Below are 25,786 nucleotides of genomic sequence, written 5' to 3'. Positions count from 1 at the left end.
GACGCAAATGACTGTATTGGGTCGGGCACCTGTGATGACGGAGCACCCAGACACCGCAAAAATTTAAAACTAGTGCCGCTCAGTTAGCGTTTGCTGACTAAATAAGCTATCTTGGAATTCAGGGTAAGCCCCTTCGGCATGTTCGGTAAAGTCAAGCCCACGTTGCTCATGCTGTGCAGGTACCCGAAGACCGATGGTTTTTTCTATCACAAAATACACCACCATACCCAGTCCAAACGACCAGACAAACATTGCCCCGATGCCCATCAGCTGTACGATGATACGATGGGTGCTGAATAAATCACCTTCATAAAACAGCCCTGCTGCCAGCGTACCCCACACACCGCCGCCCACATGCACGGCAACGGCATACACCGCATCATCCATTTGAACCTTGTCCAACAACCGCTTCACTGCCAAATACGACAAACATGCACCCACACCGGTAACAATCGCATACACAGGTGACATGGTCGCACAGCCTGCGGTAATGGCGACCAACCCTGCAAGACTGATATTGACCGTATCACTCAATAAAATCGCCTTACGCATCACCCCTGAAATCACCAAATAAGCCGTCACCGCACTCACCCCTGCTAGGTGGGTATTTAGCATGATTTTGCCCAAATTACCTGAGCTAGTCAGTGTAGAACCTGCGTTAAATCCAAACCACGCCAACCATAGAATAAAGCCGCCCAATGTGACAAGCGTGAGATTATGACCGGCAATCAAACGCGGCGTGCCATCAGGGGCAAAGCGACCAATACGCGGTCCAAGCACGATAATACCCGCGAGCGCTAACCACCCACCGACAGAGTGCACTACCGAAGAGCCTGCAAAATCAATAAATCCAAGCTGGGCAAGCCAGCCTTGACCGCCATAATAGCCGCCCCATGCCCAACTGGCTACGACTGGATAAATCAATCCGCAAGTCATCAACGTACCAATCAGATACCCTGAAAATTTAATGCGCTCCGCCATCGCACCACTGGCAATGGTGGCGGCGGTGGAAGCAAACATCATCTGAAAAAACAAATGTGCCCATTGCATATTGCTAAGCTGCTCTGGTAAAAACTCGCTTTGACCCACGTAACCTGTCGGGTTGTTGCCTGCCATCAAACCGTAGCCCAAGATATAAAAAATTAATCCGCCAATCGCCATATCGGTGTAGTTTTTCATCAACACATTCACGGTATTTTTACTACGCACTGAGCCTGCTTCAATGAGCGCAAAGCCCGCCTGCATAAAGAACACCAGCAAACCGCCAATAACCACCCACATCACATTTTGGTAGTCATATAGCTGCTCATTGGTGGGCGTCGCAGCGTATACCGAGGAATGTTGATAAAAAACCATCACGGATAATAGCCATTTATAGGCTTTCTTAAGCCGTTTACTCGTATGCCGTTGAACCGTATTGTTTAACTTTCTCATGAAACTTTTGCCCTTATGCCCTTATGCCCTCGATAAAAAATTATCGCCCAAGTATTAATCAGTTTTGCCAAGACAAGGAACGCAAATTGTGTACCAAATAAGAAAATGATTAAAAAATAGCGGGTTTTGAAAGCGCATAAAAAAGCGCTTTAAGCCGTGGTGACTTAAAGCGCTAATGGTTGAATTTGATGGCTATAAGGACTCGTTATCTGAAGTGTTGCCTGTTTTATGGATATCTTCAGTGGGATTGCCTTCTGTCACCGTACCATCATTGGTGGGATTATCGTCCTTAGCTTTTGGATTAAAGGCTTTATTACGCGCATCGGCATTTTCAAGCCACAGCGCGTTTAAAATCGCCAATAATACCGCAAACCCCAATCCTAATATCCACGCAAAATACCACATTGTGTTCTCCTATTAAGTTGCCTTGATTTGGGTCAGTAAAGTGAATGCTCTTGCTCTCGAACATAAGCCTTGGTCACTTTACCGCGCATCACGCTATAGGCCCAGCTGGTGTAACCTACAATCATCGGTAATAACACCACCACGACAAACAACATAATCATCAAGGTAAGATGACTCGATACACTGTCCCAAACCGTCAAGCTTGAACGTGGGTCGCTAGAGGATGGCATGACAAACGGAAACAGCGCCACCCCTGCCGTCATAATCACACTAAGCACAGCAATACTGGAGGCAATAAATGCGATCAAGGTTTTACGCGCTTTTAACAATATTGCCGTGACAATCGGCATGATGACACCAAGTGCAGGGAATGCCCATGCCAGCGGATACTGATGATAATTTGCCATCCATGCGCCCGCTTGACGCGTCACTTCTTTATTGAGCACATTTGGTAAGGCTTGGGGGTCAATGTGGCTAGTGATATGATAGCCGTCAATCGATTGTATCCATACCCCTGCTATCACAAACAACACCGCCATCACTAGACTACTGATAGCAGCGTAGTTAATGGTACGATTTTGTACCTCATCAAGGGTGCGATGCGCCAAATACGCTCCCCCTTGCATAATCAACATAGACGCACTGATTAAGCCACACAGTAGGGCAAATGGATTAAGCAATGTCCAAAAAGAGCCTGTGTAAGTCGATACCAAATGGTTATTAAAACTAAAAGGCACGCCTAAAAACAAGTTACCAAATGCCACGCCAAACACCACAGCCGGGATAAATGAACCGACAAACAACCCCCAGTCCCACGCTTTGCGCCAGGTTGGATTGTGTATCATACTGCGATATTTAAACCCCACCGGGCGGAAAAACAACGCCCACAACACTGCCATCAAAGCCCAATAAAAACCGCTAAAGGCCGTGGCATACACCATCGGCCATGCCGCAAAAATCGCGCCACCTGCCGTGATAAACCATACTTGGTTACCTTCCCAGTGCGGACCAATGGTATTGATAATCACCCGGCGCTCTTCATCATCTTTGCCGACAAAAGGCAGTAACGAACACACACCCATATCATGCCCATCCATGATAGCAAACCCAATGAGCAGCGCACCGACCAATAACCACCAAATAATTTTGAGTGTTTCATAATCAAACAACATGATTCACCTCGGCTGTATCATGGGGCAAATTTAATGAAGGACTCACATGAACCTTGTGAGTATCTTCGCCATAGTATTTGCCGGTACCTAGACTCGCAGGTCCTTTACGGGCATATTTCACCATCAAGTACATTTCAATCATCAGCAGCACCGTATAAAAACCAACAAATCCCGCCAGCGAGGCATAGACATTTGCCACGCTAATGTTGGAGACTGAAAAATACGTTGGTAACATGCCATAAATCGTCCAAGGTTGACGCCCATACTCGGCAACAAACCAACCAAATTCAGCAGCAAGCCAAGGCGCAGGGAGCATCAATAATGCCCAACGTAACAGCCAAGGTTTTTGGATAAAGTTATCTTTGACACTTGACCAAAGACTAATCGTAAACAATGCCAACAATAAAAAGCCCAAGCCCACCATGGCACGAAATGACCAGAACATCGGAATAATAGGTGGAATGGTGGCATCGGTGGCTTGTTTAATCATTGCCGGCGTGGCTTGGCTGACATCTGGCGAATAGCGTTTGAGCAATAACCCAAAGCCCAAGTCTTTTTTTACCTTTTCAAATTCCGCCACTGTCACAGGATTTGGGGTTGAACCTGGGGGTGCACTGCGTAATTGATCCAGTAGCAATACCGCTTTTTGACCATTGATGATGCGTTTTTCATTGATGATTTTGATGTCATGGATGCCCAAAATCGGGGTATCCAGCGAGCGCGTCCCAATCAAGCCCATCACATACGGAATTTGTACTGCCCAGTTGTTTTTTTGCTCGGCTTGGTTGATATCTGCAATCAAATTAAAACTGGCAGGCGCAGGCTCGGTTTCCCACATCGCCTCTATCGCTGCCATTTTGGTTTGCTGTGCCAAGCCAATGGAATAACCCGACTCATCACCCAGTACGATGGTGCTACAAATCGACGCAAAACCAAATGCCGCCGCGACTTGAAAGCTACGTTTGGCAAATTCGACATCGCGTTTTTTGAGCAGATACCACGATGAGATGGCAAGCACAAAGGTTGCTCCCACCGTATAGCCGGCAGAGACGGTATGCACGAATTTGTTTTGCGCCTCAGGGTTAAATAATACTGCCGCAAAATCGGTCATTTCCATGCGCATGGTTTGGTAACTAAACTCTGCGCCAACCGGATTTTGCATCCACCCATTGGCGATCAAAATCCACAACGCGGATAGGTTGGTACCCAGCGCCATTAACATAGTCACCAGTAAATGCTGTCCGCGTGACAGTCTATCCCAACCAAAGAAAAACAGGCCGACCATGGTCGATTCTAAAAAAAACGCCATCAAGCCTTCAATGGCAAGCGGCGCACCAAAAACATCGCCCACATATTGTGAGTAATAAGCCCAGTTGGTACCAAACTGGAACTCCATGGTGATGCCGGTGGTGACACCCAAGGCAAAGTTGATGCCAAACAGTTTGCCCCAAAAACGCGTCATGTCTTTCCACACTTCTTTACCTGTCATCACGTACATCGATTCCATGATGACCAGCAGCCACACCATGCCCAGTGTGAGTGGTACAAATAAAAAATGATATAACGCCGTGACTGCAAATTGCAGACGGGAGATATCGACGAGATGTTCTGTTATCATGTTGACTCCTTGGTTTGACAACCAATTCAGATGTCAATTACCCTCATGCGTGGTTTAAAAAAGGGTAATTTTTTATTTACAAACATTATATAAATCTATAAATTATTTGTCATGCGGCATAATGTCGCACCCGACTACAAAATACTATGATTAGTATTGCGTTGCTGCTACCATCTTCTCATACCATGTCAAAGATGGTGATAGTTGAATGAGTAATAGTTTATGGGTCTCTTGAGGGTAGTATTTTAAAGTGGGCTCGTTCATCGCTTTACTTATTTAATTGTCTTTTATATGGCTTTTTATATGCCTTTATCAAGGTATTATCAACCCTCATTGGTGGGCACGGTGTTTACACTTTTTTGTCTCATTGCCTTGATGAGCATGATTTGTCGTACCTAACCCGTGCTTGATACGCTATGATATGTCCATTGATTTTATCGTTACTGTTAACCAACCATGTCTGAAACTTCTGCTGTCAACCAAACCCTTCGTCACTATGCCGCTATGGCAAAGCGACCGATTTATATGGCATGGGGACTGTCAGTTGTGTCCACGCTGGTATTGATTGTGCAGTCTTGGCTGATTGCGGTCATCTTTGCAGATTGGTTAACACAAATTACCCATCACCGCCCTGCCACTGACGTATTTTTTGATTATCTGCCGTGGCTGATGGGATGTCTGTTGCTACGTCCTTTACTGCATTTTTGCAAAGACCAGCTGGCGTTAGACGCGGGACTACAAGTAGCCAGCATCCTACGAAAAACGCTAGTTGAAAAACTGGCACAAGTAGGTGCGGCGCGCGACCAGTATGGCAGTGATGGCGGGCTTGCCAGTATGGTGATTGAGCAATGTGACGCCTTAACGGGCTATGTCAGCCGTTTTTACCTGCAGCGACTGATTGTGGTGACCACGCCTATAATGCTATTAGTCGCCGCTGCGACCCAAAGCTGGATGGCGACGCTGATTTTACTGCTGACCGCACCCCTAGTTCCTGTGTTTATGGTATTAATTGGTCATGCCACCGCTCGTAAAAGTCGGCAACAATTTGCCGCGATGGCACAGCTGAGTGGGCGATTTTTGGATTGGTTACGTGGCACAGCGACACTGCAACGGCTGGATGCTGTCGGGCACGCGAGTCAAGACATCGACGCCTCAGCCGAGGCCTACCGTATCCGCACCATGTCGGTACTCAAAATTGCGTTTTTAAACACCGCAGCGCTAGAACTGTTAGCCGCGCTGTCGATTGCGCTACTTGCCGTGTATTTGGGTTTTGGTTTAATCGGTATTTTACCCTGGCAAAAAAACACGGTGCCTGTGCCTTACCAGTCGGCGCTATTTTTGCTGCTGTTGGCACCCGAATTTTATGCCCCGCTACGTCAGTTGGGCGCGGATTATCATGTTAAAGCGCAAGCGGAAGGTGCGATTGCTGAATTATCACCGTTGTTAGCGTTTGCGTCAGCGGAAAAAACAAAAGCTAACCCCTTTATATTAACTGCGCCCCCTGCCATTGACGCAGATAATATTTGGGTCAATCATCAGCAGCGCACACGGCTCGCGCCGTTAAGTTTCGCTATTGCCGCAGGGGAACGATTAGCGATTGTCGGTCAAAGTGGCAGCGGCAAATCCACCCTATTGCAAATTTTTTTGGGTTTTTGTGCCTACCAAGGCGATATTTTTATTGACAACCAAAATTTTAACACCATCAATTCCACGCAATTTCGCCACCAAATCGCCTATTTGTCACAGCAAACCATGCTACTGCCGATGAGTATCGCCGATAATTTGCGCCTGCCAAACCCAACCGCCAGTGATGACAAATTATGGCAAATTCTTGCGCAAGTGGGGTTAAAACCTTTGATAAAAGCACTGCCAAATCAGCTAGATACTCAGTTAGGTGAACGTGGTAGCGGCTTGTCCGGTGGACAGCAGCGACGATTGGCAATAGCCCAGTTACTCTTGCAAGACGCACAGCTTTGGCTACTCGATGAACCCACTGAGCATTTAGATAGTGACACCGCAGCCGAGATTAATGCGCTATTACAACAAGTGACGAGGGGGAAAACCGTGTTATGGGTGACGCACGATGCCACAAACCTGCCTTGGCTGGATCGGCAAATAAGCGTTGATATTGCATCTACTTTGGCGAAGGCGTAACGGTATGACAGACTCTAATTGTGAAAACAATAGTGAAAATAGGCTTATTAGTCAAAATAACCTTGTCAAAACTCACCGGCAAAAAAAAGCAAACAGTCATCAAACCTTTCGTTTAACCCAGCTGTTTAGCACGCAGCTAGATAAATGGCTCATTGCTGCCTTGTTAGGCATAATGACTGCGTTATCGGTGATTGGGCTATTGATGACGTCAGGGTGGTTTATTTCTGCGGCAGCAATGGCGGGTATGGTGGCGCTGGGCTCACACAGTTTTAATTATCTGGTACCGGCAGCGATTATCCGTGTGATGGCGATGATACGTACCGCAGGACGCTATGGTGAAATGATGGTGTCCCACCATGCGGTGTTTGGTTTGTTGCAGCGGCTGCGAGTGCGGTTTTTTACCCAGTTTGCACGCCTGCCACTGGCAAATTTATCAAGTACCCTACAATCTACCCATGCCATGCACCGTTTAACCCATGATATTGAGGTACTCAATGAGTTGCCACTGCGCGTGGTATCGCCTTGGCTAGTCGCGACAACCGCAAGCTTACTAGTAGCCACCTTACTTTATCAGTATGAGGTTAACCCGGTGCTGATTGCCACGTTTTTAATCGCGGGTTTGATGCTACCTGCCTTGCTGACATGGCGCAGTATCAAGCACGCCCGCGCTCATCAGGCATTGGCAGAGTCTAGGCGTGTCAGTTTGCTCAATCCGCTATCGGCGCTTACCCATTTATTGATTTGGCAGCGCTGGCAATCCGAATTGACTGCTTTTAACAGCGTCGACACTCAACATACGCATCAGCAAAAGCGCATCCAGCGCGCCCAGTCATTGGTCATGCTGATCATGCAGTGGCTGATTGCAGCGGTTTTGGTCGGCTTGTTAGTGGGTTTTTATCACACCCCCCTTGTCATCAGTGTGCCGATATTGCTTGCGCTATTCCTCGGTATCATGGGGATGACTGACTTGCTAGCGCCGTTAATCACCCATTCGCTAGCCCTTGGCAATAGTTTGGCAGCAAAACATCAACTCAATGAATTACTCAATCCTTCGCTACAACCTAGCCATCATTTAACGCCTGATTTAAACCATGATTTAGCTCCTTTACCCATTGATGTTGCGCGCCTAAATGCGCCGCTCACACTCGCCATCAATCAGCTAGCTGCCAAAATGCCGCAGGCGATTGTCGGTTTCAAAGCTATCAGCTTGACTGCCACCCAAGGCATCCCGGTATTGATTACTGGGCGCTCGGGCGCGGGCAAATCAACACTGTTACAGGTGCTAGCCCATGAACTAGCACCGCAGCAAGGCAGCATCGAGCTCAATGGTATGGATTGGCTAGCTTTACACAATACGCCCGCGCTCACAGGTTATCTGGGGCAACAGATTGATATTTTTGACCAGACCTTGGCGACCAATTTAAGATTGGGCAACGCCGATGCCAGTGATGAACAGCTTTGGCAAGTGCTGGGTAAGGTTGGACTCAAAGACTGGGCGCGCAATCAGCCGCTACAATTACAGACCCCGCTAGGGGAATATGGGCAAGCCATCTCGGGTGGACAAGCCAGACGCATTGCCTTGGCACGGCTATTACTTAGCCCAAAAAAAATCTTGCTGCTTGATGAGCCGTTTGCAGGACTTGATAAAAAAAGCCGTGAAGCACTGTGGCAAATGCTGGTACAGCATCAGCAGCAAGGCATTTTAATCATTGTCACCCACCATCTTTGGCAAACTGACCATCCAATTAATATCGTGCAATTACCTGAGCCTGATGTTTTAATTTAACCTGTCTAGGGAAAAATTAATTTGACAGGCAAAAAAATTGATAAAAACATTTTTGAACATTGCTGCAGGCGCTTATCTAAAGCAAATTTTTTTAATCCGATTGCTATAACCTACCTAGCTCGATTCTGCGTTATCGCTAAGTTTCTGCTGTCTTAATTTTTGTATGATAGTACTATCCAATCAAGGGTTATCAACAACTATATTAACAACCGCAGGAAAACCTATGAACTTAGCAAAATTTAACCCCTCATTTTTAGCCACTGGGCTTAGTGTAGCTCTGCTTAGTGTCGTTACAGGTGCGACAGTCACCGCCTGTGCGAGCACCTCAGCGGCACCACAAGCGCAAAAAATGCAAAAACGCCATCCGGCCAATGCCAAGAACTTTGAGCAACACTTACAAGCTATGCAAGCCAACGCGCAAGCAGCCGCCAATGCCAGCATCAGTGCCTCTCAAGCAGTCGCCTTGGTACAAAAACAAGCCGCGAACACACGCATTGTTGGTGTACAATATCATGACAATAGCAACCGACCCAACCCAAATCCTGCCCGTAGCGGCAACAACGCCGATGACAACATTGTCGGCTACCGGGTCATGACCCTTAATGCGAATGGTCAACCACAACTCTATATCGTCAATGCGTCTAATGGTCAAGTGACCCAAGCAACTATGCCATCATGGCCATCACGGCCATCACGCCCAGCGCGTCCGCCACAACCCAATAACACCAATAACATGGGCAACCCCAATAACCCTAATAGCCCCAATAACATGGGCAACCCCAACAACAATCAACCGCCTGCGCCGCCTGCCACCAATATCAGCCTAGAGCGCGCCATGCAATTGGCAGCAAGCCAAGTGGGTGGTGAAGCCATTGGCGCCCATTTAGGTGGGGATAAAGGGGGTAAAATGGGTGGTCATGGTCCTCGTGACGGTCACCGCCGCCCTAACAGAGACCCACAAATGGACAATACAGGCATGCCGCCTGCACCAAACCCTGCCCAGAATCAATCACCAAGAACCCCAAGCTATCAGATTGAAGTGGTAAAAGGTAAAGAAGTCTACCATGTCAAAGTTGATGCCCAAACAGGTGCTGTGAGCGATGTCAAATCATTCAACGACTTCAAACGTCGTGCGCCTACTCAGCCATAATTGAGCGACAAATGGCAACCTTGCCTATGAGCAACACCGTCATTCTTAGAATGGCGGTTTTTTGTGTTATATTCTATTTATTGAACAGTATTCGTTTATAAAGGTAATCCAATGAGAGTATTACTCGTCGAAGATGACGTATTCATTGCCGACAGTCTGATTGATAGTCTAGAAGAAGAAGCCTATGCAGTAGACTGGGCAAAAGATGGGCGAGAAGCGATTTTGACCCTCAAAGTCGAAGCGTATGACATGATTTTGCTGGATTTGGGCTTGCCAGAAATTGACGGCATGAGCGTGTTAGAGACGCTTCGCAGTGCCAAAATCGACACGCCTGTACTGGTGCTGACCGCCCGAGACCAAATCAAAGACCGCGTGAAAGGACTGGATGCTGGGGCAGACGACTATATGACTAAGCCGTTTGCGATGAGTGAATTACTCGCTCGTATGCGTGTATTGGTGCGCCGCTCACAGGGCAATAGCCAAAACACCCTACAAGTCAGCGACTTAACCCTTGATATCAATGCCAAACGCCTCAAACGTGACGGCATAGAAATCGATATTACCGCCAAAGAATACATGCTGCTCACCACTTTTATGAACGCGCCCGATAAAGTGTTTTCAAAAAGTGAATTGGAAAATTCTATCTACAATTGGGAAGCTGGGATAGAAAGCAATGCCATTGAATTTTTAATCTATGGACTGCGCAAAAAAATTGGTCAAAAACGGATTAAAAACATCCGTGGTTTGGGCTGGTATATCAGCGCCGAATCCCAAGACTAACAAAAAGCGATAGAAAAAAGGCTCAAAAATATCCAGACAATGACCGCCAAGTACCCACGAAAATGACCATGGCTAACCCTACAAAAACCGCCCTATCCTTGCAAAAATCGTTGCAAAAATCACTACAAAAACAATTGCTGGTTTGGATACTTGGCACGTTACTATCGATTGGCATTTTGGTACAGATTGCGGTATTTTGCTATACCTATCAAGAGTTTAATACCTCACAAGAAACCAATCTTAGCTATCTTGCTGAGCTGGTTAGCTCGCGCTCAACGGTGCGACCACCCCCGCATGAACTAATTCCCAATAGGCGAAACCTAGATAACAATCTTTTACCGCATGACTTACCACCGCCTATACCGTCTATACCAGCTATGATAGCTTCTGCCCCTAGCAGTAGCACGCCGACCACTGTTTTCTCACCCAATGATGAAAGCAGCGTACTACAGTATCAAGGCGTTAAAGATGGTGTGCAAGTTGATATCTTCCCTGCCCGTTTTGGCAAAATTGACACCAATTTTATTACGCCTATGGCTCATCCGCAATTAATTAACACCCCTATCGGTTTTAGTGAATTAACCCTTGATGGTGAAATTTGGAAAGTCTTTCGTAAAGACACTCCAAGGCGGGTGATTTTTGTGCGTCAACCTGTCGAATGGCAGAAAAAAATTGCCTTAAAATCGGCTTGGCAATCCATTATCCCAATTTTACTAACCACCCTGTTGCTGCTTGCACTATTGCCTTGGGTATTAAAGCGCGTATTGCGTCCGATTCAGTTATTAGCTAGGCAAATGGCAAAGCGTCACGGTCAAGATCTCAGCTTAATCGAGCTGCCCACTGACAGCCAACATCGCTCAATTCTGCCCAGCGAGCTCATGCCCTTGGTCATTGAAATCAATGCGTTGTTACAACGGGTTGACACGCATATCCAAAACCAAAATCGCTTTATCGCGGATGCAGCACATGAGCTACGCTCGCCGTTGACCGCAATCTCGCTGCAAGTGCAACAACTGCAAAAATACAGTCAAGACGCGGCGATGTATAGCGACCCTGCAAGGCAAGCCAAATTCAAACAAAACATTGATAAACTCGCTGTCAGAGTGAAACACAATCAACATCTGGTGGAACAGCTACTCACCCTTGCCCGTATGGAAGCCCAGCAATCACAGCTGACCGAGCGCACCCGCACGCCCACCGATTTAATCGCAGTGCTACGAGAAGCCATCAAACTGCTATTTCCGATTGCCGATAGCAAAGACCAAACCCTGTCGGTTGACAACTATCTCACCGCGCTGGGGGGGTCCGCGACGCAGGTCAGTGTAGATGAAACTGCCTTGTTTATCCTCCTCAAAAACCTACTGCAAAATGCCATTTTATACACCCCAACCACAGGCAATATCGCGGTTGTCATTGACCAGATGACTATCGAAGATTTAACACAAACGTCAAGCAGCACCGATTCCACTTATGCCACCCAAGACACCTATGCCACCCATGCCAACTTCGCTAACCCATTGACCCCGACCCCTGTGTTGGTGAACAACGCTAGCAACAAACCCAATCACCGCGCAAAACGACTCATCGTCCAAGTTGCCGATACCGGCATTGGCATTGATGCAGCCCATTATCAGGACGTCTTTCAACCCTTTTACCGCGTCAATCAAAATGCGTCAAGCGCATCCCTAGCACACGGACAAGGGCAAGGACAACCAAGTAGCACACAAACCCATAGTGATACTGCGAAAAAATCTTTTTCCTCCAAAGACACAAGCGCCCATTCAGGTTTGACGGTGATTGGCGGTACCGGCTTGGGTTTATCGATTGTTTATCAAATTTGTCAACAAGCCAATATCGATATTTATCTGAGTCCTACGCAAGTGGTTGAGAATAACGCCCAAACCACTGCCACCACCCAAGGCTTAACGGTAACCTTGGTGTTTTAGCCTGCCTCAAAAACAACGTAATTTTGTCAAATCATTGCTGCTTTTTTTAAATCATTGTTCAATCTAGTTTTCTCAAACGTATAATTGCGGTATAAAGTACAACAACTATGCTTGGGTAAAACGGAAGTCAACTTTAAGATGTTTGATTTTATATTGAAAAAAAATAAAAAAAATGCGCTAGACTCAATGCATGACAAGCCATCGGGTGTGCTTAATAAACTGGTATTTTATAGCGGTTTATTCGCTGTATTGCTTGCGATTATTGAGACAGGGTTTGTTTTTAAAGTTTGGTTGCATGGCGTGGCTTCGACGTTTTATTTGATCGTGCTTGGGCTTAATTTTATTGAATTATTGAGTCAATATGTGCAAAAAGGTATACGCTCAAAGCTTGTGCTAACGTTTGATTTGTGCATTGCTTTATTAGTCATTGCATTATTGGTGACACATTTTTTTGCCGATAATAGTTCTTTTTTATACAAATTCTTGTTTGAAAAATCGCTGATAAAAATTGCGTTGTTGGTTTCTTTTATTCGTCAGTTATTGGTAATGGAGTTTAGCTTTAAGATAGTCGTTGCGCACCCTGCCCAGTTGTTTATTTTAAGTTTTTTATTGCTTATTTTGCTCGGCACGTTTTTGCTGATGATGCCAAATGCCACGTATGGTCATATTGCGTTTGTTGATGCTTTATTTACTGCCACGAGTGCGGTGTGTATTACAGGTCTGGCGGTAAAAGACACAGGCGCTTTTTTTACCCCATTGGGTCAAATCATTATCATGTGTTTGTTTCAATTGGGCGGCTTAGGGATTTTAACTTTTGCCACTTATTTTAGCTATTTTTTTCGAGGGCGCATCAGTTATCAAACACAGCTACAGATTGGGCATGTGACCTCAGCCAATCGTATGAGTGATGTACTAAAGACGCTCAAAGTAATTTTTGCGGTCACGTTTGCGGTGGAGTCCGTGGCAGCCATGGCGATTTATCTCAGTATGCTTGATGTCCCTATGAGTATCCATCGTCGCATCTTTTTTTCGGTTTTTCATGCCATCTCTGCATTTTGTAATGCAGGTTTTTCAACGATGAGTGATAGCTTATATGAGTTACAACTGCGCTTTAATTATCCGTTACAAATGGTTGTGGCGGTGACATTTTTGTTTGGGGGGTTGGGGTTTGCGATAGTTGCCAATGTCGTGGAATATTTGCGCCATCAGGTGATGCGCCTGTTGTTTCCTAACCGCTCACGATATGGTGCCAAGCCGTGGCTACTGAGTATCAATAGTCGCATTAGTCTAGTGACGACCGTATCCTTGCTAGTGCTTGCCTTTGTCAGTGTGCTTGCCTTTGAGTGGCAAGGCACCTTAACTGAGCATACCAGTGTCATAGGCAAACTTGTGACAGGGTTTTTTGTGGCAGCTGCACCGCGCTCATCAGGAATCAACGTGGTAGACATGGCACAGCTAGCGCCACCGACCGTGATGCTTACCATTGCATTGATGTGGGTTGGGGCATCCCCAAACTCTACAGGCGGTGGTATCAAAACCACAACCTTTGCGGTCGCTGTGCTCAATATTGTGTCACTGGCACGCGGCTATTCTCGTATCGAAATATTTCGTCGTGAAATTGCGGATATCTCAGTGAAGCGGGCATTTGCGATTATATGTTTGTCAGTGATTATCATTGCGTTTGGTTGTACGTTAATACGCTGGGCAGAGCCCAACATGAGTATGACAGAAGTGTTATTTGAAAGTGTTTCTGCTTACACTACCACGGGTTTAAGCTTAGGTATCACCCCGCATTTAAGTGCGTTTAGCAAATCTGTCCTGATTGGGCTGATGTTTTGTGGACGGGTTGGGGCGTTGACCATCTTAATTGCCTTATTAAATCGCCCAAGACATCAAAGCTATCGCTATCCCAGCGAAGAAATTATTATCACCTAAAGATAAATTGATAAGGTATAGATATGAAATACATCATCGTCGGTCTAGGCAATTTTGGCTCATCACTTGCCACCAAACTCACCAGTCAAGGGCATGAGGTCATTGGCATTGATATCGATATGGATAAAGTTGAGCGCTACAAAGAATCCATTTCGCACACGATTTGTATCGATTCTACCAGTGAAAACGCCGTCTCAGGGCTACCCATTGCCCAGACAGATGTGGTGCTCATTACCATTGGTGAAGACCAAGGGCAAAACGTGATGGTCACTGCCCTATTCAAAAATCTCAATGCCAAATACATCATTAGCCGAGCGATTAACCCACTGCATGAAAAAGTGCTACAAGCATTGGGGGTTGATGATATCATCCAGCCCGAAAACGAGGCAGCAACGCACTGGGCAAAAAAACTGTCGCTAAATGGCTTAATTGATTCGTTTGAGCTCGATAACGATTATAGTATCGTTCAAATACAGACACCGCCTACATTTTACGGTAAAACCGTTCACGCGCTTGATTTAATCAATCAATTTAATGTGATGCTGTTAACCACCATTTCATTTCACCAAAACCAATTTGGATTTGGTCGAAATCAAACGCAATCCAAAATTGATGGCATTGTGCATCCAGATTTTGTCATTGAGCCTGATACGGTTTTAGTATTATTTGGGGAAACCAATGACTTAAGACGGCTGTTCAAGCATATGCACGCCTCCCAGAATTCATAACAATAGCCCATCAAAGCATTTAGTCGTTGTGGCTAATTTTTTGATTTTCGCTAGGCTTCTTGTGTTTGAACAACGGCTTGCGACCTTGCAAGCCGTAAGCCAAAATTTTTGGTCACAAAATGGTCACGTTTTGGTCACAAGCGTTTGGTCACGTTAGTTTTACTTAAATATTAAAAATAGATATCTTTTCAACTTAACAATAAAAATCAATTTTCCTAATTACATCAAGAGAAAAATGTATAAAATAATATATTTTTTAAAATCAACAACTTGGTATAAAATTTACGTCAAAAAAAACCTCAAATCAGGGGAGATTTGAGGCATAAAACTTTAAAAATTTCGTTTTTAAATCCACTAAAATAAGTGGCGCAGCGGACGGGACTCGAACCCGCGACCCCCGGCGTGACAGGCCGGTATTCTAACCAACTGAACTACCACTGCACGGTAGCTGATGACGATGACCCAAACTTGTCAAATTGGTGGGTCGTGACGGATTCGAACCGCCGACATTCTGCGTGTAAGGCAGACGCTCTACCAACTGAGCTAACGACCCTGATAGACAATCTATTAGCCAATCAAGTTGCTTCAATATCATCGAAGTGACGCGTATTATATAGACTTGTCATGGATTGTCAACTAGTTATTTAAAGATTTTTTCGATATCTTTTTGCAAGCTTGGCATCGCTTTTTCTAATTGGCTTGTGTCACCTATCAAGGTCGGCATCATCACCTGCACAAACTCACTGGAAACTTGCGATTGTTTGCTCAAGATGCGTTGTCCCATTGGGGTCTCATAAAATTGGTTGAGGGCATCGACTTCAGCTTGGGTATAGGTTCTTTTGGCAATCGCTTGATAAGCTTGTTGCATTTGCTGTTTAGAGATGGGTTGGTCTAATTGCTGTCCTAAGACGGTGCTATATTTAACAAAGATATTTTTAAGCTGTTTCTGCGCATGACGGCTAAAAATACCCGCGTTTTCATCCGTAGGCAATTCTTGGGGTAGCCCTTTCATCATACTGGCCGCTTGCTGGCGTTGGGCAATCATTTCATCAATCATTTTATCGATATGTAGCACCTTGATAAGCTTGTCAAGCGATGCATCCGTGGGCTGGGTTTGCAATTCATTGAGAGTCGCAATTGAAGGTTGGGCATTGACTGCATTGACTGGGTTGTTTTGAATGATTAATTCGGCGTAAGCAGGATGAACCAGCATAGTCATGCTAGATGATACCAATAAGGCTAGCCCTGCTAACTTTTTAGCGGTTAATGACCATAATAGGCGTAACGGTTTGTTGGATTTTTTAGAGAGATATTTATGACGCATTTTTCTGTCTACTCGATATCACATTGGGGAATGTTGTTACTTTGAAAACGCAATGCTTTACGCATCTGTGCGGCTTTTTGGCGGCATTCTTGCGGGCTATCTTTGATTTCAAGGGGTGGTACACGGGTGGGCTTGCCATATTTATCCACCGCTACCATGGTAAAGTAACAACTGTTGGTATGGCGTATCGTACGGTTTTGGATATTTTCTGCTTGCACTCGAATACCCACTTCCATCGAAGTTTTGCCCACATAATTGACGCTTGCCAAAAAGGTGACTAACTCCCCTACATGAATCGGCTCACGAAAAATCACTTGATCCACCGATAGCGTCACCACGTAGCTACCGCTATAGCGACTGGCACAAGCATAAGCCACTTGGTCAAGCATTTTTAATAAATCACCGCCATGCACATTGCCGGTGAAATTTGCCAAATCAGGCGTCATCAGCACAGACATGGTAAGTTCGTTTTGTAAAGGGGCAACTTGCAAATTTTGCTGTAATTCAACGGAATTAGCCACAATGAAGATCCTTCTTAATTCATATAACAACTATTATAAAAAATTATCAACCTTAGCATAGCTGTGAATCAACATAGCGAGCGGTGAGAACGTAGCTAGGAGGCAAGGTAGCTAGGACGCAACTTGGCCAATACAGCGATGCATTAACCGCTAAACTAGCAAATTCGTCTTATCATCACAATAGCCAATCAGTAACTGACTGATTACTAGCCAAAATCTCGTTGAATAATAAAAAAATTCGAATATTTGTGATATAGGGCTTGACAGTCACGGTTAATTTGCTAAAATACGCACCACTTAAACGCTGCGATGATTTTTGCAGGTTTAACAAAAAATTCTACCGCTTATTCTCCAATAGCTCAGTCGGTAGAGCAATGGACTGTTAATCCATGTGTCCCTGGTTCGAGCCCAGGTTGGAGAGCCATATTAAGAAGACCTTTAACATCGCTTGTTAAAGGTCTTTTTTTATCTAGCATTATTGCTATAAATCATTTTGCATCATGAACTTTATTAATATTTTTTGCTAAAAAATGCTTGACTCATTTTTTAAATCTCAGTAATATACGCACCACTTGATTATCTGTTCTCCAATAGCTCAGTCGGTAGAGCAATGGACTGTTAATCCATGTGTCCCTGGTTCGAGCCCAGGTTGGAGAGCCAATCAAGCCAGATTCTGTTGTATATTTTGAACCCGTTCCCTTGTGAATGGGTTTTTTTATGAGCAAAGTTTTTTATGAGCAAAGTTTAGCAATTTGCTGTTTAATACGCTTTTGTTTGATACCCTATTATCTCACCTGCTAAAGTACTTAAGATACTATTGATAAGGTACTAGTTATGACGCTGTCGTTTTCCCCTACCCAATCACAATTTTTGACCCTACAACAAGCGATTAATAAAGACCGCATCACCCAGCTAGTGAGCGATCATCAGCAAGGTAAACTGTCACCAGAAGATAAATCTTACTATGAAAACTTAATCACCCAATTTATCGAGCTAATCAAGCTGCCTGATAGCGCGCATTTAGCCATGCAGCTTTTACCAGCATTCAAAATCACCGTGCCAGCCTTGCTTGATGGCATGGCTTATCGCGCCGTGGCTGATAAAAACCCAAAAGCGTGTGTGTTTGCGGCATATATGATTGACCAATCGCTGTTGCAGCGCGATATGACGCCCCTGTTTAATGTGATTATTGAACTCGGTACGCCTGAGCTGTGGGTTGAATTGGTAAAAAAAGTGAATAATGCCCCTGCCGATCGCATCGTTGAGAAGGTTTATCAATGTGATAAATCGGTACAGGCCTATTGGGAACAACAAATTTTGTAAAGAAATTTCGCCTGATTGTCGCGTGCAGCGTTAAGCTAATGCAACATTTGGCTAAGATTTTTGTAGGAATTTTACGTTTGCCTTGCTTGTTTCTCGCCAATGAAATAATTACACTAGGTTAAAGATATCTAATTGTGCTAAATTTTCCGTCTAATTGATAAACTGGTTACATCTAGCTTCATTGCTAAAAATTGATCACACGCGAGGCATGCAAATGATTACTAAAATCAAAAAAAATCAACAAGTCATGGTTCCTATTCATATCAAAATCACTGAAGAAATGCGGGATTTGTTAACCCAAGTCGCCAAAAATCATGGTTTTCCACGTATTCAAGGCTTGATTCGCTTATATATTCGCCGTGGACTCGATGCCGAGAATGTCGGCTACTCACTCGCCAAAGACAGCCGTTTTATCGAAAAGCTGAAGCGTCAAGGGGTGTCCGATGAGGTGATTTTTGAAGCGATTGAGGAGACAGCCAATGAGCCAGAAGCCAAAGCAACTGATACGGCAAAACCTTAAGCATTTTTAGCCCCATAAAAAAACCCAAAACATTTGCGTTTTGGGTTTTTTATGACTAATCAACGCTTTTATACGCTTATACAGTGGGATGATGCTCAATAGGCGGTAATGGGTGACCATTGAGCGCTGCGTCCAAGCGCTGTTTGTCTAGCGCATTTTCCCAACGTGACACGACAATCGTCGCACAGGCATTACCGGTTAGGTTGGTCAATGCACGGCACTCTGACATAAAGCGGTCAATCCCTAAGATAAGCGCCATCCCTTCGATTGGCACAGTTGGCACCACCGCCAAGGTGGCTGCCAAGGTGATAAAACCAGCGCCCGTGATACCTGCCGCGCCTTTTGAGCTTAACATTGCGACCAATAATAACGTAATCTCTTGGGTCAACGTCAAATCAATATTACAGGCTTGCGCGATGAATAACGCTGCCATGGTCATATAGATGTTGGTACCATCTAAGTTAAATGAATATCCTGTTGGAATCACCAAACCGACCACTGATTTTTCGCAGCCTGCGCGTTCAAGTTTTTGCATCAAGGTTGGTAGTGCCGCTTCTGATGAACTGGTGCCTAACACCAATAGCAATTCATCTTTGATATATTTAATCATCTTGATGATTGAAAAGCCGTTGTAACGTGCCACAGCACCGAGCACCACCAGCACAAATAGCAATGAAGTGATATAAAAACAGGCTATCAAAAAGGCTAAGTTACCTAGTGAGTGCACCCATACTTACCAATGGTAAATGCCATCGCACCAAACGCCCCAATCGGCGCAGCTTTCATCAAGATTTCAACCGCTTTAAACACAGGCGCAGATAACTCTTGAAAGAAGTTTAACACGGGACGAGCACGATCACCCACGGATGCTAACGAAACACCAAACAGCACTGAAACAAATAACACTTGCAGGATATTGCCTTCTGTCAGTGGACTTATCATGGTTTCTGGAATGATATTCATCAAAAAACCGGTAATGGTACTATCGTGCGCTTTGCTAACATACTCAGATACTTTAGCCGCATCTTTCCCTGTTGCCAGTGTGGCTGGATCAATATTGAGACCCGCGCCAGGTTGCAACACATTGGCAACCACAAGACCGATAATCAATGCCAAGGTTGAAAAGGTAATGAAGTACAGCATGGCTTTACCAGCAACACGGCCGACTCGTTTCATATTGCTCATACCAGCAATACCCGTCACCACTGTCAAGAAAATAACGGGGGCGATAATCATTTTAACCAATTTAATAAATGCATCACCCAGTGGTTTCATTGCCTCACCCACTTCTGGGGCAAATACACCAAGCAAGATACCCAGTACAATGGCGATAATCACTTGTACATACAGAATTTGGTACCATTTACGGGGTTTGGGTAGTTCCACGAGTGTGGTGGTATCGATAGGTATCATGACAGATACACTCCTTTATCTGACGAACCCTAAAACTGAGATAAGGTTACATTTGCGATAAAAATTGTGGAACAAATTTAGCCAAATAGTCGCACAACCTTTAGAATTTTATCAGCAATCATTAGAAAATCTAATGGATTGCAGTGCTGCGTATATTAACAATGTGATAACGTATCAGCAAGGTAATTTTCAACATTATTGTTAAGTTGCAATAGGTCACATGGAGGCACTAAAACAATCCGTTGTATCAATATTTTTAGACGCAGGATTGATGGGTTTTTGAGCGTTTTTTGCTTCAATATGTTGCTTAACATCCGCGCAAGTTATGAAGCCCAGATATTAAGCCAAGGTATTAAGCCAAGGTGTTCAGCATAGTTATCCAACTTTCTATTTAGCTTTCTTTTGCTAATATTTTTTGCATTAACGTAAAAAAATGCTTGCATTGTTATTTCACTTGTATATAATAGCCACCACAATTTGGAAGCTTGGCAGAGCGGTTGAATGCACCGGTCTTGAAAACCGGCAAGGGTGCGAGCCCTTCGAGAGTTCGAATCTCTCAGCTTCCGCCATATTTAAAAAAACCCCTGACTTAATTAAGTTTTGGGGTTTTTTATTGCCTAAGATTTGTCCTTATGAATATCATTCTTTTACCGCAAAATACCTTATCGACCGCTATTATTGATGATAAAACGAGCGTGATTCACTTAAAACAGGTGCTTAAAGTGACATCGGGCGATACGGTGAAAGTCGGTATCAAAAATGGTCATTTAGGCACAGCGGTTGTGAGCAATATCCACGATTCAAGTATCGAATTATCACAAATCCACTGTACTATTGCGCCACCTGCCAAACTTCCGCTGACTGTTATTTTGGCAATTCCCCGCCCCAAGGTATTGCGTCGTCTATTTTTGGACATGACGGCGATGGGTGCCCAGCATATTATTTTGGTCAATAGTTACCGTAGTGAAAAGAGCTACTGGCAAACCCCATTTTTAACTCAGCTCGATAACTATATTCATCAAGGCTTACAACAAGCCTGCGATACCGTAAGCCCGACCGTGAGCTTCAAAAAACGCTTAAAACCCTTTGTTGAAGATGAACTACCTGCTTTAATTGCAGGCAAACAGGCGATTTTGGCACATCCTTATGCCAATGAGCAGTTTACCCAAGTGTGGGACAATGCCATGCCACATGTGCTAGTGATTGGGGCTGAAGGCGGCTGGATCGATTATGAAGTCGAATTATTCAAAACCGCTGGCTGCCAAGCGGCGCATATTGGCAATCGCATCTTACGCACTGAGAATGCCGTGAGTGTGCTCTGCGGTCATGCACTGTTAACTAGCCAATAAAATAGCCCATAAGAACAGCCCTACATTGCGGTCAGATAACCTGCTATCGCCAAAGTTAAGCGGATGCAGGTGTGAAAAAATCATTACAACATCATAACAATTTTGTCTTGGGATTGATTTTGCATAAAGGTGTATGATATTTCCTGCTTCATGTCATAACGATAAAATTAAATATGCATAACTAAACAACATGACTAGATAATATAACGAGATAAAAAGGAAAGCTCATGAAAGCGAGTGATATCTTAGATAACGCGACGTTTATGCCTTTTACTGCCCCACCTTGTTCGAATGGTCCTTACGAATTTTTTGACCGCGAATACTTTATTATCACCTACCGCACAGATCCCGAAAAACTGCGCGCTATTGTACCTGAGCCACTCCAAATCACTGATGACGCGCTGGTGAGTTACGAGTTTATCCGTATGCCCAACAGCACAGGTTTTGGCAACTATACCGAATCGGGACAAGTGATTGAAGTGATTGATGCCGAAGGTCGTCATGCCAATTATACCCATTGTATGTTTTTAGATGACTTTGGACCTACCGCAGGCGGGCGTGAGCTGTGGGGTTTCCCCAAAAAAATGGCATCGCCTGTATTAACCGTTGACAACACCGACACGCTACTTGGCACCCTCGACTATGGCAGTGTGCGCGTAGCCACAGGCACTATGGCGTATAAATATGATGAACTGGACAAAGCCACCGTCAAAGCCAATATGGAAAAAACGCCCAATTATTTGTTAAAACTTATTCCCCATGTCGATGGCACGCCGCGTATTTGCGAGTTGGTGCGCTATTATTTGACCAATGTAGAAGTTAAAGCAGCCTATACAGGACCTGCTACCTTACAGTTATTTGACCATGTGATGGCACCCGTGTCAAAATTACCTGTGCTAGAAATCGTCAAAACCTCTCATATTATTGCTAATCTCACCCTTGCGTTGGGTGAAGTAGCGGTAGATTACATTGCCGATGCGCAAGCCCGTCCCGATAGTAACTTTCAATAATTAATTTTCAATAAGTAAAACAGTCATAATAAAACCACTTTGTCATAAAAAATTAAGGAGAAAAATATGGCTACCCAACTCACTACTGATTTAACCGGTAAAGTCGCACTCGTCACTGGCTCTGCAAGTGGTATCGGTCGCGATATCGCAGAAACCTATGCCAAAGCAGGCGCTGCGGTAGGTATTGCAGATATCAACCCAGATGCGGCGCAAGCAACCGTGGATGCAATTAAAGCTGCAGGCGGCAAAGCAGTGGCCATTGCCATGGATGTGACCAATGAAGACGCGGTAAATGCTGGCGTGGATAAACTGGTGCAAGAATTTGGGGATATTGATATTTTGGTGTCCAATGCCGGTATCCAAATCATCAACCCCATCGACCAATTTAGCTACGCTGATTGGAAAAAAATGATTGGCATCCATCTAGACGGTGCTTTTTTGACTACCAAAGCGGCACTTAAATACATGTATCAAAATGATAAAGTAGGTACCGTCATTTATATGGGCTCAGTACACTCGCATGAAGCATCAGCCCTAAAAGCGCCGTACGTCTCTGCCAAACACGCGCTGTTAGGTCTAGCCCGCGTATTGGCTAAAGAAGGCGCAGCCCACAACGTGCGCTCATATGTGGTATGCCCAGGCTTTGTCAAAACCCCACTGGTTGAAAAACAAATCCCAGAACAAGCCAAAGAAAAAGGCATTTCTGAAGAAGAAGTGGTGAAAAACGTGATGCTGGGTCAAACCGTTGATGGTGAATTTACCACAACTGATGATATCGCTCAATTAACCTTATTTTTAACCGCTTTCCCAACCAATGCGATGACAGGTCAATCATTTATCGCAAGTCACGGCTGGTTTATGAAATAGCTGACTATTGGCTTATAAAACCGAAGTACAAGAATAGACTACAAGAATAAACTACAAAACTGACTGATAAAAAAGGACTAGCTTGGCTAGTCCTTTTTATTTTTGCATTTGTAATCTATATAAATGGTTAATGCATGGCTTACAGATCGTCAATGAGCTTTCGACCATCACTCGCCACAGGTTCATGGTCAATTTTTTGAATCTCTGATTTTATAAGCTGTTCCTTATTATCAGCGATACATTGCATGATCATGGCAAGTTGTTGCTTGGTCGCATCTTGATATTTTTCTGCTAAGATTTGCCCGACGTGACCGGCAGTTTGGGCGGCTTTTGGGTTGCCAAGCCATCGAGCCAGTTGCTGCGTTAAGTCATCACTACCATTGACTTGCACCAATGCACCCGCTTGTTTTAACTGATCTACAATCAGTTGGCAAGATTGGGTATATTGCCCCATAATAATTGGCTTGCCGACAATGGCTGCTTCTATCGGATTATGTCCCCCGATATTCACCAAAGACCCACCGACAATGGCAATGTCTGAAAGAGCATACCACACGCCAAGCTCACCCATACTATCTGCCAAATAAACGCTCTGGTTTTTGGCAGGTTCACCATCTTGACTACGACGAATCACCGGTAAATTTTTGGCATCAATCAATTTGGCGACATCATCAAACCGCTCGGGGTGACGGGGTACGATAATGAGCAGCGGATGACGGTTGGCATACTGGGCTTTCACGGTTAAAAAACTGTCTAAAATTGCCAATTCTTCGCCTTCATGGGTACTGGCTGCCAAAATCACGGCACGATCTGACAAGTGCCAAGTTTCTCGTAACTTTTCGGCACGGCTTAACATCAACGGGTTGGTTTTACTAGACCATTTAAGCGAGCTGGCAATACGAATTTTGTCACTGGTAGCGCCCAATTGGCGAAAGCGTTTGGCAGAATCGCTGTCTTGGGCGATGATAAGGCTTAAATTCTCCATCATACTTTGGCTCAGCTTGGCAGCTTTTTGATAGCCCTTAAAAGATTTTTCTGACAAGCGACCATTGACCAAAATCGTGGCAATTTGACGATTGCTCAATTCAGCAAGCGTGGTACCCCACAATTCAGTCTCGATAAATAACGCGGCGACGGGTTGGACATGTGCCAAAAATTTATCAATCACCGCTTTGCTATCGACCGGTACAAAACTATGGTACACCTTGCCGGCTGCTATCTCAGGCGCAAACAGCTGCTCGACACGGTTATAGCCTGTATGGGTGGTATTGGTCACCCACAGCGCATAGCCTTGCGCGAGCAAATCTCTTAAAATCGGCTCGGCGGTATTGGTTTCACCGAGTGACACCGCATGGCACCAAATCATTGGCTGGCGGGTATGAATCTCGGGAAACACTTGACCGAAGCGTTGCTGCTTTTCATTAGGCAAGGTGGTTTTGCTCGCAAGTTTTAGTTGGTATAGTGGCTTTAACAGCGACATAGCGAGACGATAGTATAACGGTGTGGCTTGCATAACGACTCTTGAAACAACTTAATAAAAAATGGCGTTATTGTAAAAAACGAGGGCTTAAATAGCAATAAAAAAACCCTACTTTGTAAGTAGGGTTTTTGAACTTAGACGTTCGCAAAATTCAAGGCGAACACTTAGGCTTGTTCTGTCCAGCGTTTTTGTGATTCTTTAATCACCGCTTTGGCTTCATCAATGTCGCCCCAGCTTTCAACCTTGGTTGTGCCCGCTTTTTTCAAATCTTTATAGTGATTGAAATGGAACTCGATTTGCTTAATCAATTGCTGTGGTAAATCTGCTAGGGTATTGATAGCGTTACCGTTGTTGCGGTCGTCGGCAGGTACGACGACCACTTTATCATCTACTTCACCATCATCCACGAATTTCATCACGCCAATGACTTTGGCTTCGATAAAGATGCCTGTTGGTAGCGGAGTGTCAGTGATGATCAGTGCGTCTAATTCGTCGCCATCTTCATCAAGGGTTTGTGGGATAAAACCATAGTTGGTTGGTTTGGCAAATAATTGTGGCTCTACACGGTCAAGTTGCATCACGCCAAGTTTACGGTTCCATTCGATTTTGTTGTTTGAACCCGCTGGAATTTCGATAACCACGTTAATCACGCCGCCATCAACATCGCCCGCATCAAGAATTTGGTTAAAATCTGCCATGAGTTTTTCCTTTTTGTTAGTAAAGTTGTTTACAAAACTGCTTGTAAAAAAGTAGCCTAAAAGTGGGTTGATTATAGCAAAGTCTGTTGGCTTTCTCTATTTTTTCCCGCCGCAACTTGTAGGAAATTATGAATATCCATAGGCAAGTTTGGAATTAAAAAAATTGGTCGTTT

At 44.7% G+C, this 25,786-nt stretch carries 20 protein-coding genes, 5 tRNA genes and 1 pseudogene; 15 read left to right on the top strand and 11 right to left on the bottom strand.

Annotated elements, in window-relative coordinates:
• Positions 1-69: 69 nt before the first annotated feature.
• The 4 genes from RTN07_RS01370 to RTN07_RS01355 all read right to left on the bottom strand — a co-directional run bounded on the left by RTN07_RS01370 (position 70) and on the right by RTN07_RS01355 (position 4,629).
• A complete protein-coding gene (locus RTN07_RS01370; protein ID WP_312175404.1) occupies positions 70-1,356 on the bottom strand; it encodes an ammonium transporter in 1,287 nt (428 codons plus the stop codon).
• Between the two features lie 270 nt (positions 1,357-1,626).
• A complete protein-coding gene (cydX, locus tag RTN07_RS10960; RefSeq protein ID WP_083106179.1) occupies positions 1,627-1,839 on the bottom strand; it encodes a cytochrome bd-I oxidase subunit CydX in 213 nt (70 codons plus the stop codon).
• Positions 1,840-1,871: 32 nt separating this feature from the next.
• Positions 1,872-3,008 (bottom strand): cytochrome d ubiquinol oxidase subunit II, encoded by a 1,137-nt coding sequence (gene cydB, locus RTN07_RS01360; protein ID WP_312175402.1) that lies wholly within the window; start codon positions 3,006-3,008, stop codon positions 1,872-1,874.
• A complete protein-coding gene (locus RTN07_RS01355) occupies positions 3,001-4,629 on the bottom strand; it encodes a cytochrome ubiquinol oxidase subunit I (protein ID WP_312174982.1) in 1,629 nt (542 codons plus the stop codon). The genes cydB and RTN07_RS01355 overlap by 8 nt, the downstream gene beginning before the upstream one ends.
• Positions 4,630-5,085: 456 nt before the next feature.
• On the opposite strand from RTN07_RS01355, the gene cydD reads away from it, so the two are divergent.
• From cydD to RTN07_RS01320, 7 genes are all read left to right on the top strand, one after another.
• Positions 5,086-6,783, top strand: coding sequence for a thiol reductant ABC exporter subunit CydD (gene cydD / locus RTN07_RS01350; protein ID WP_312174980.1), 1,698 nt, complete (start codon positions 5,086-5,088; stop codon positions 6,781-6,783).
• Positions 6,784-6,787: 4 nt separating this feature from the next.
• Positions 6,788-8,569, top strand: coding sequence for an amino acid ABC transporter ATP-binding/permease protein (locus tag RTN07_RS01345; protein WP_312174978.1), 1,782 nt, complete (start codon positions 6,788-6,790; stop codon positions 8,567-8,569).
• A 223-nt stretch (positions 8,570-8,792) separates the two neighbouring features.
• A complete protein-coding gene (locus RTN07_RS01340) occupies positions 8,793-9,719 on the top strand; it encodes a PepSY domain-containing protein (protein ID WP_312174975.1) in 927 nt (308 codons plus the stop codon).
• A gap of 111 nt (positions 9,720-9,830) precedes the next feature.
• Entirely contained in the window at positions 9,831-10,499 is a 669-nt protein-coding gene (locus tag RTN07_RS01335) for a response regulator (protein ID WP_050324180.1), read from the top strand.
• A gap of 68 nt (positions 10,500-10,567) precedes the next feature.
• Positions 10,568-12,445 (top strand): sensor histidine kinase, encoded by a 1,878-nt coding sequence (locus RTN07_RS01330; RefSeq protein ID WP_312174973.1) that lies wholly within the window; start codon positions 10,568-10,570, stop codon positions 12,443-12,445.
• Positions 12,446-12,598: 153 nt separating this feature from the next.
• Positions 12,599-14,380: a TrkH family potassium uptake protein gene (locus tag RTN07_RS01325; RefSeq protein WP_312174971.1), complete on the top strand. Its 1,782-nt coding sequence runs from the start codon at positions 12,599-12,601 to the stop codon at positions 14,378-14,380.
• A gap of 23 nt (positions 14,381-14,403) precedes the next feature.
• Positions 14,404-15,108: a potassium channel family protein gene (locus RTN07_RS01320; protein ID WP_312174970.1), complete on the top strand. Its 705-nt coding sequence runs from the start codon at positions 14,404-14,406 to the stop codon at positions 15,106-15,108.
• Positions 15,109-15,472: 364 nt separating this feature from the next.
• Here RTN07_RS01320 and RTN07_RS01315 read toward each other — a convergent pair.
• From RTN07_RS01315 to RTN07_RS01300, 4 genes are all read right to left on the bottom strand, one after another.
• Positions 15,473-15,549, bottom strand: a tRNA-Asp gene (locus tag RTN07_RS01315).
• A 36-nt stretch (positions 15,550-15,585) separates the two neighbouring features.
• Positions 15,586-15,661, bottom strand: a tRNA-Val gene (locus RTN07_RS01310).
• Between the two features lie 87 nt (positions 15,662-15,748).
• A complete protein-coding gene (locus tag RTN07_RS01305) occupies positions 15,749-16,432 on the bottom strand; it encodes a DUF2059 domain-containing protein (RefSeq protein ID WP_312174967.1) in 684 nt (227 codons plus the stop codon).
• A gap of 8 nt (positions 16,433-16,440) precedes the next feature.
• Complete coding sequence (locus RTN07_RS01300) at positions 16,441-16,890, bottom strand: acyl-CoA thioesterase (RefSeq protein WP_050772869.1); 450 nt, start codon at positions 16,888-16,890, stop codon at positions 16,441-16,443.
• Positions 16,891-17,301: 411 nt separating this feature from the next.
• Here RTN07_RS01300 and RTN07_RS01295 point away from each other — a divergent pair.
• From RTN07_RS01295 to RTN07_RS01280, 4 genes are all read left to right on the top strand, one after another.
• Positions 17,302-17,377 (top strand) — tRNA-Asn (locus RTN07_RS01295).
• Between the two features lie 160 nt (positions 17,378-17,537).
• Positions 17,538-17,613 (top strand) — tRNA-Asn (locus tag RTN07_RS01290).
• Between the two features lie 174 nt (positions 17,614-17,787).
• Entirely contained in the window at positions 17,788-18,276 is a 489-nt protein-coding gene (locus RTN07_RS01285; protein WP_282841617.1) for a hypothetical protein, read from the top strand.
• 214 nt (positions 18,277-18,490) lie between these two features.
• On the top strand, positions 18,491-18,796 hold the full coding sequence (locus RTN07_RS01280) for a CopG family transcriptional regulator (RefSeq protein ID WP_312174964.1): 306 nt from the start codon (positions 18,491-18,493) through the stop codon (positions 18,794-18,796).
• Positions 18,797-18,872: 76 nt separating this feature from the next.
• Here the strand turns inward: RTN07_RS01280 and RTN07_RS01275 are convergent.
• Positions 18,873-20,209 (bottom strand): annotated as a pseudogene (locus tag RTN07_RS01275) (dicarboxylate/amino acid:cation symporter).
• Positions 20,210-20,688: 479 nt separating this feature from the next.
• Here RTN07_RS01275 and RTN07_RS01270 point away from each other — a divergent pair.
• The 4 genes from RTN07_RS01270 to RTN07_RS01255 all read left to right on the top strand — a co-directional run bounded on the left by RTN07_RS01270 (position 20,689) and on the right by RTN07_RS01255 (position 23,435).
• A tRNA-Ser gene (locus RTN07_RS01270) sits at positions 20,689-20,778 on the top strand.
• Between the two features lie 63 nt (positions 20,779-20,841).
• On the top strand, positions 20,842-21,558 hold the full coding sequence (locus RTN07_RS01265) for a 16S rRNA (uracil(1498)-N(3))-methyltransferase (protein ID WP_312174962.1): 717 nt from the start codon (positions 20,842-20,844) through the stop codon (positions 21,556-21,558).
• 227 nt (positions 21,559-21,785) lie between these two features.
• On the top strand, positions 21,786-22,568 hold the full coding sequence (locus RTN07_RS01260; RefSeq protein WP_312174960.1) for an acetoacetate decarboxylase: 783 nt from the start codon (positions 21,786-21,788) through the stop codon (positions 22,566-22,568).
• Positions 22,569-22,634: 66 nt separating this feature from the next.
• Positions 22,635-23,435 (top strand): 3-hydroxybutyrate dehydrogenase, encoded by an 801-nt coding sequence (locus tag RTN07_RS01255; protein WP_201664459.1) that lies wholly within the window; start codon positions 22,635-22,637, stop codon positions 23,433-23,435.
• A 139-nt stretch (positions 23,436-23,574) separates the two neighbouring features.
• On the opposite strand, the gene RTN07_RS01250 is transcribed toward RTN07_RS01255, so the two are convergent.
• Positions 23,575-24,948: a 3-deoxy-D-manno-octulosonic acid transferase gene (locus RTN07_RS01250; RefSeq protein ID WP_095355674.1), complete on the bottom strand. Its 1,374-nt coding sequence runs from the start codon at positions 24,946-24,948 to the stop codon at positions 23,575-23,577.
• A gap of 131 nt (positions 24,949-25,079) precedes the next feature.
• Positions 25,080-25,613, bottom strand: a complete 534-nt coding sequence (locus RTN07_RS01245; protein ID WP_065263418.1) for an inorganic diphosphatase — start codon at positions 25,611-25,613, stop codon at positions 25,080-25,082.
• Positions 25,614-25,786: the final 173 nt, after the last annotated feature.

The organism is Moraxella sp. CTOTU46934, from assembly GCF_031979465.1.
Lineage (GTDB): Bacteria > Pseudomonadota > Gammaproteobacteria > Pseudomonadales > Moraxellaceae > Faucicola > Faucicola tetraodonis.
The sequence above is the reverse complement of the archived record's forward strand: the minus strand, read 5'-3'. Positions and strand labels throughout refer to the sequence as shown.

Excerpts from the sequence above, each read along its gene's own strand:
- RTN07_RS01355 (WP_312174982.1), bottom strand. The coding sequence starts at position 4,629 with ATGATAACAGAACATCTCGTCGATATCTCCCGTCTGCAATTTGCAGTC.
- RTN07_RS01370 (WP_312175404.1), bottom strand. The coding sequence starts at position 1,356 with ATGGTTTTTTATCAACATTCCTCGGTATACGCTGCGACGCCCACCAAT.
- cydX (WP_083106179.1), bottom strand. The coding sequence starts at position 1,839 with ATGTGGTATTTTGCGTGGATATTAGGATTGGGGTTTGCGGTATTATTG.
- RTN07_RS01245 (WP_065263418.1), bottom strand. The coding sequence starts at position 25,613 with ATGGCAGATTTTAACCAAATTCTTGATGCGGGCGATGTTGATGGCGGC.
- RTN07_RS01255 (WP_201664459.1), top strand. The coding sequence starts at position 22,635 with ATGGCTACCCAACTCACTACTGATTTAACCGGTAAAGTCGCACTCGTC.
- RTN07_RS01330 (WP_312174973.1), top strand. The coding sequence starts at position 10,568 with ATGGCTAACCCTACAAAAACCGCCCTATCCTTGCAAAAATCGTTGCAA.
- RTN07_RS01280 (WP_312174964.1), top strand. The coding sequence starts at position 18,491 with ATGATTACTAAAATCAAAAAAAATCAACAAGTCATGGTTCCTATTCAT.
- cydD (WP_312174980.1), top strand. The coding sequence starts at position 5,086 with ATGTCTGAAACTTCTGCTGTCAACCAAACCCTTCGTCACTATGCCGCT.
- RTN07_RS01250 (WP_095355674.1), bottom strand. The coding sequence starts at position 24,948 with ATGCAAGCCACACCGTTATACTATCGTCTCGCTATGTCGCTGTTAAAG.
- RTN07_RS01305 (WP_312174967.1), bottom strand. The coding sequence starts at position 16,432 with ATGCGTCATAAATATCTCTCTAAAAAATCCAACAAACCGTTACGCCTA.
- RTN07_RS01345 (WP_312174978.1), top strand. The coding sequence starts at position 6,788 with ATGACAGACTCTAATTGTGAAAACAATAGTGAAAATAGGCTTATTAGT.
- RTN07_RS01260 (WP_312174960.1), top strand. The coding sequence starts at position 21,786 with ATGAAAGCGAGTGATATCTTAGATAACGCGACGTTTATGCCTTTTACT.
- RTN07_RS01335 (WP_050324180.1), top strand. The coding sequence starts at position 9,831 with ATGAGAGTATTACTCGTCGAAGATGACGTATTCATTGCCGACAGTCTG.
- RTN07_RS01265 (WP_312174962.1), top strand. The coding sequence starts at position 20,842 with ATGAATATCATTCTTTTACCGCAAAATACCTTATCGACCGCTATTATT.
- RTN07_RS01285 (WP_282841617.1), top strand. The coding sequence starts at position 17,788 with ATGACGCTGTCGTTTTCCCCTACCCAATCACAATTTTTGACCCTACAA.
- RTN07_RS01340 (WP_312174975.1), top strand. The coding sequence starts at position 8,793 with ATGAACTTAGCAAAATTTAACCCCTCATTTTTAGCCACTGGGCTTAGT.
- RTN07_RS01300 (WP_050772869.1), bottom strand. The coding sequence starts at position 16,890 with ATGTCTGTGCTGATGACGCCTGATTTGGCAAATTTCACCGGCAATGTG.
- RTN07_RS01320 (WP_312174970.1), top strand. The coding sequence starts at position 14,404 with ATGAAATACATCATCGTCGGTCTAGGCAATTTTGGCTCATCACTTGCC.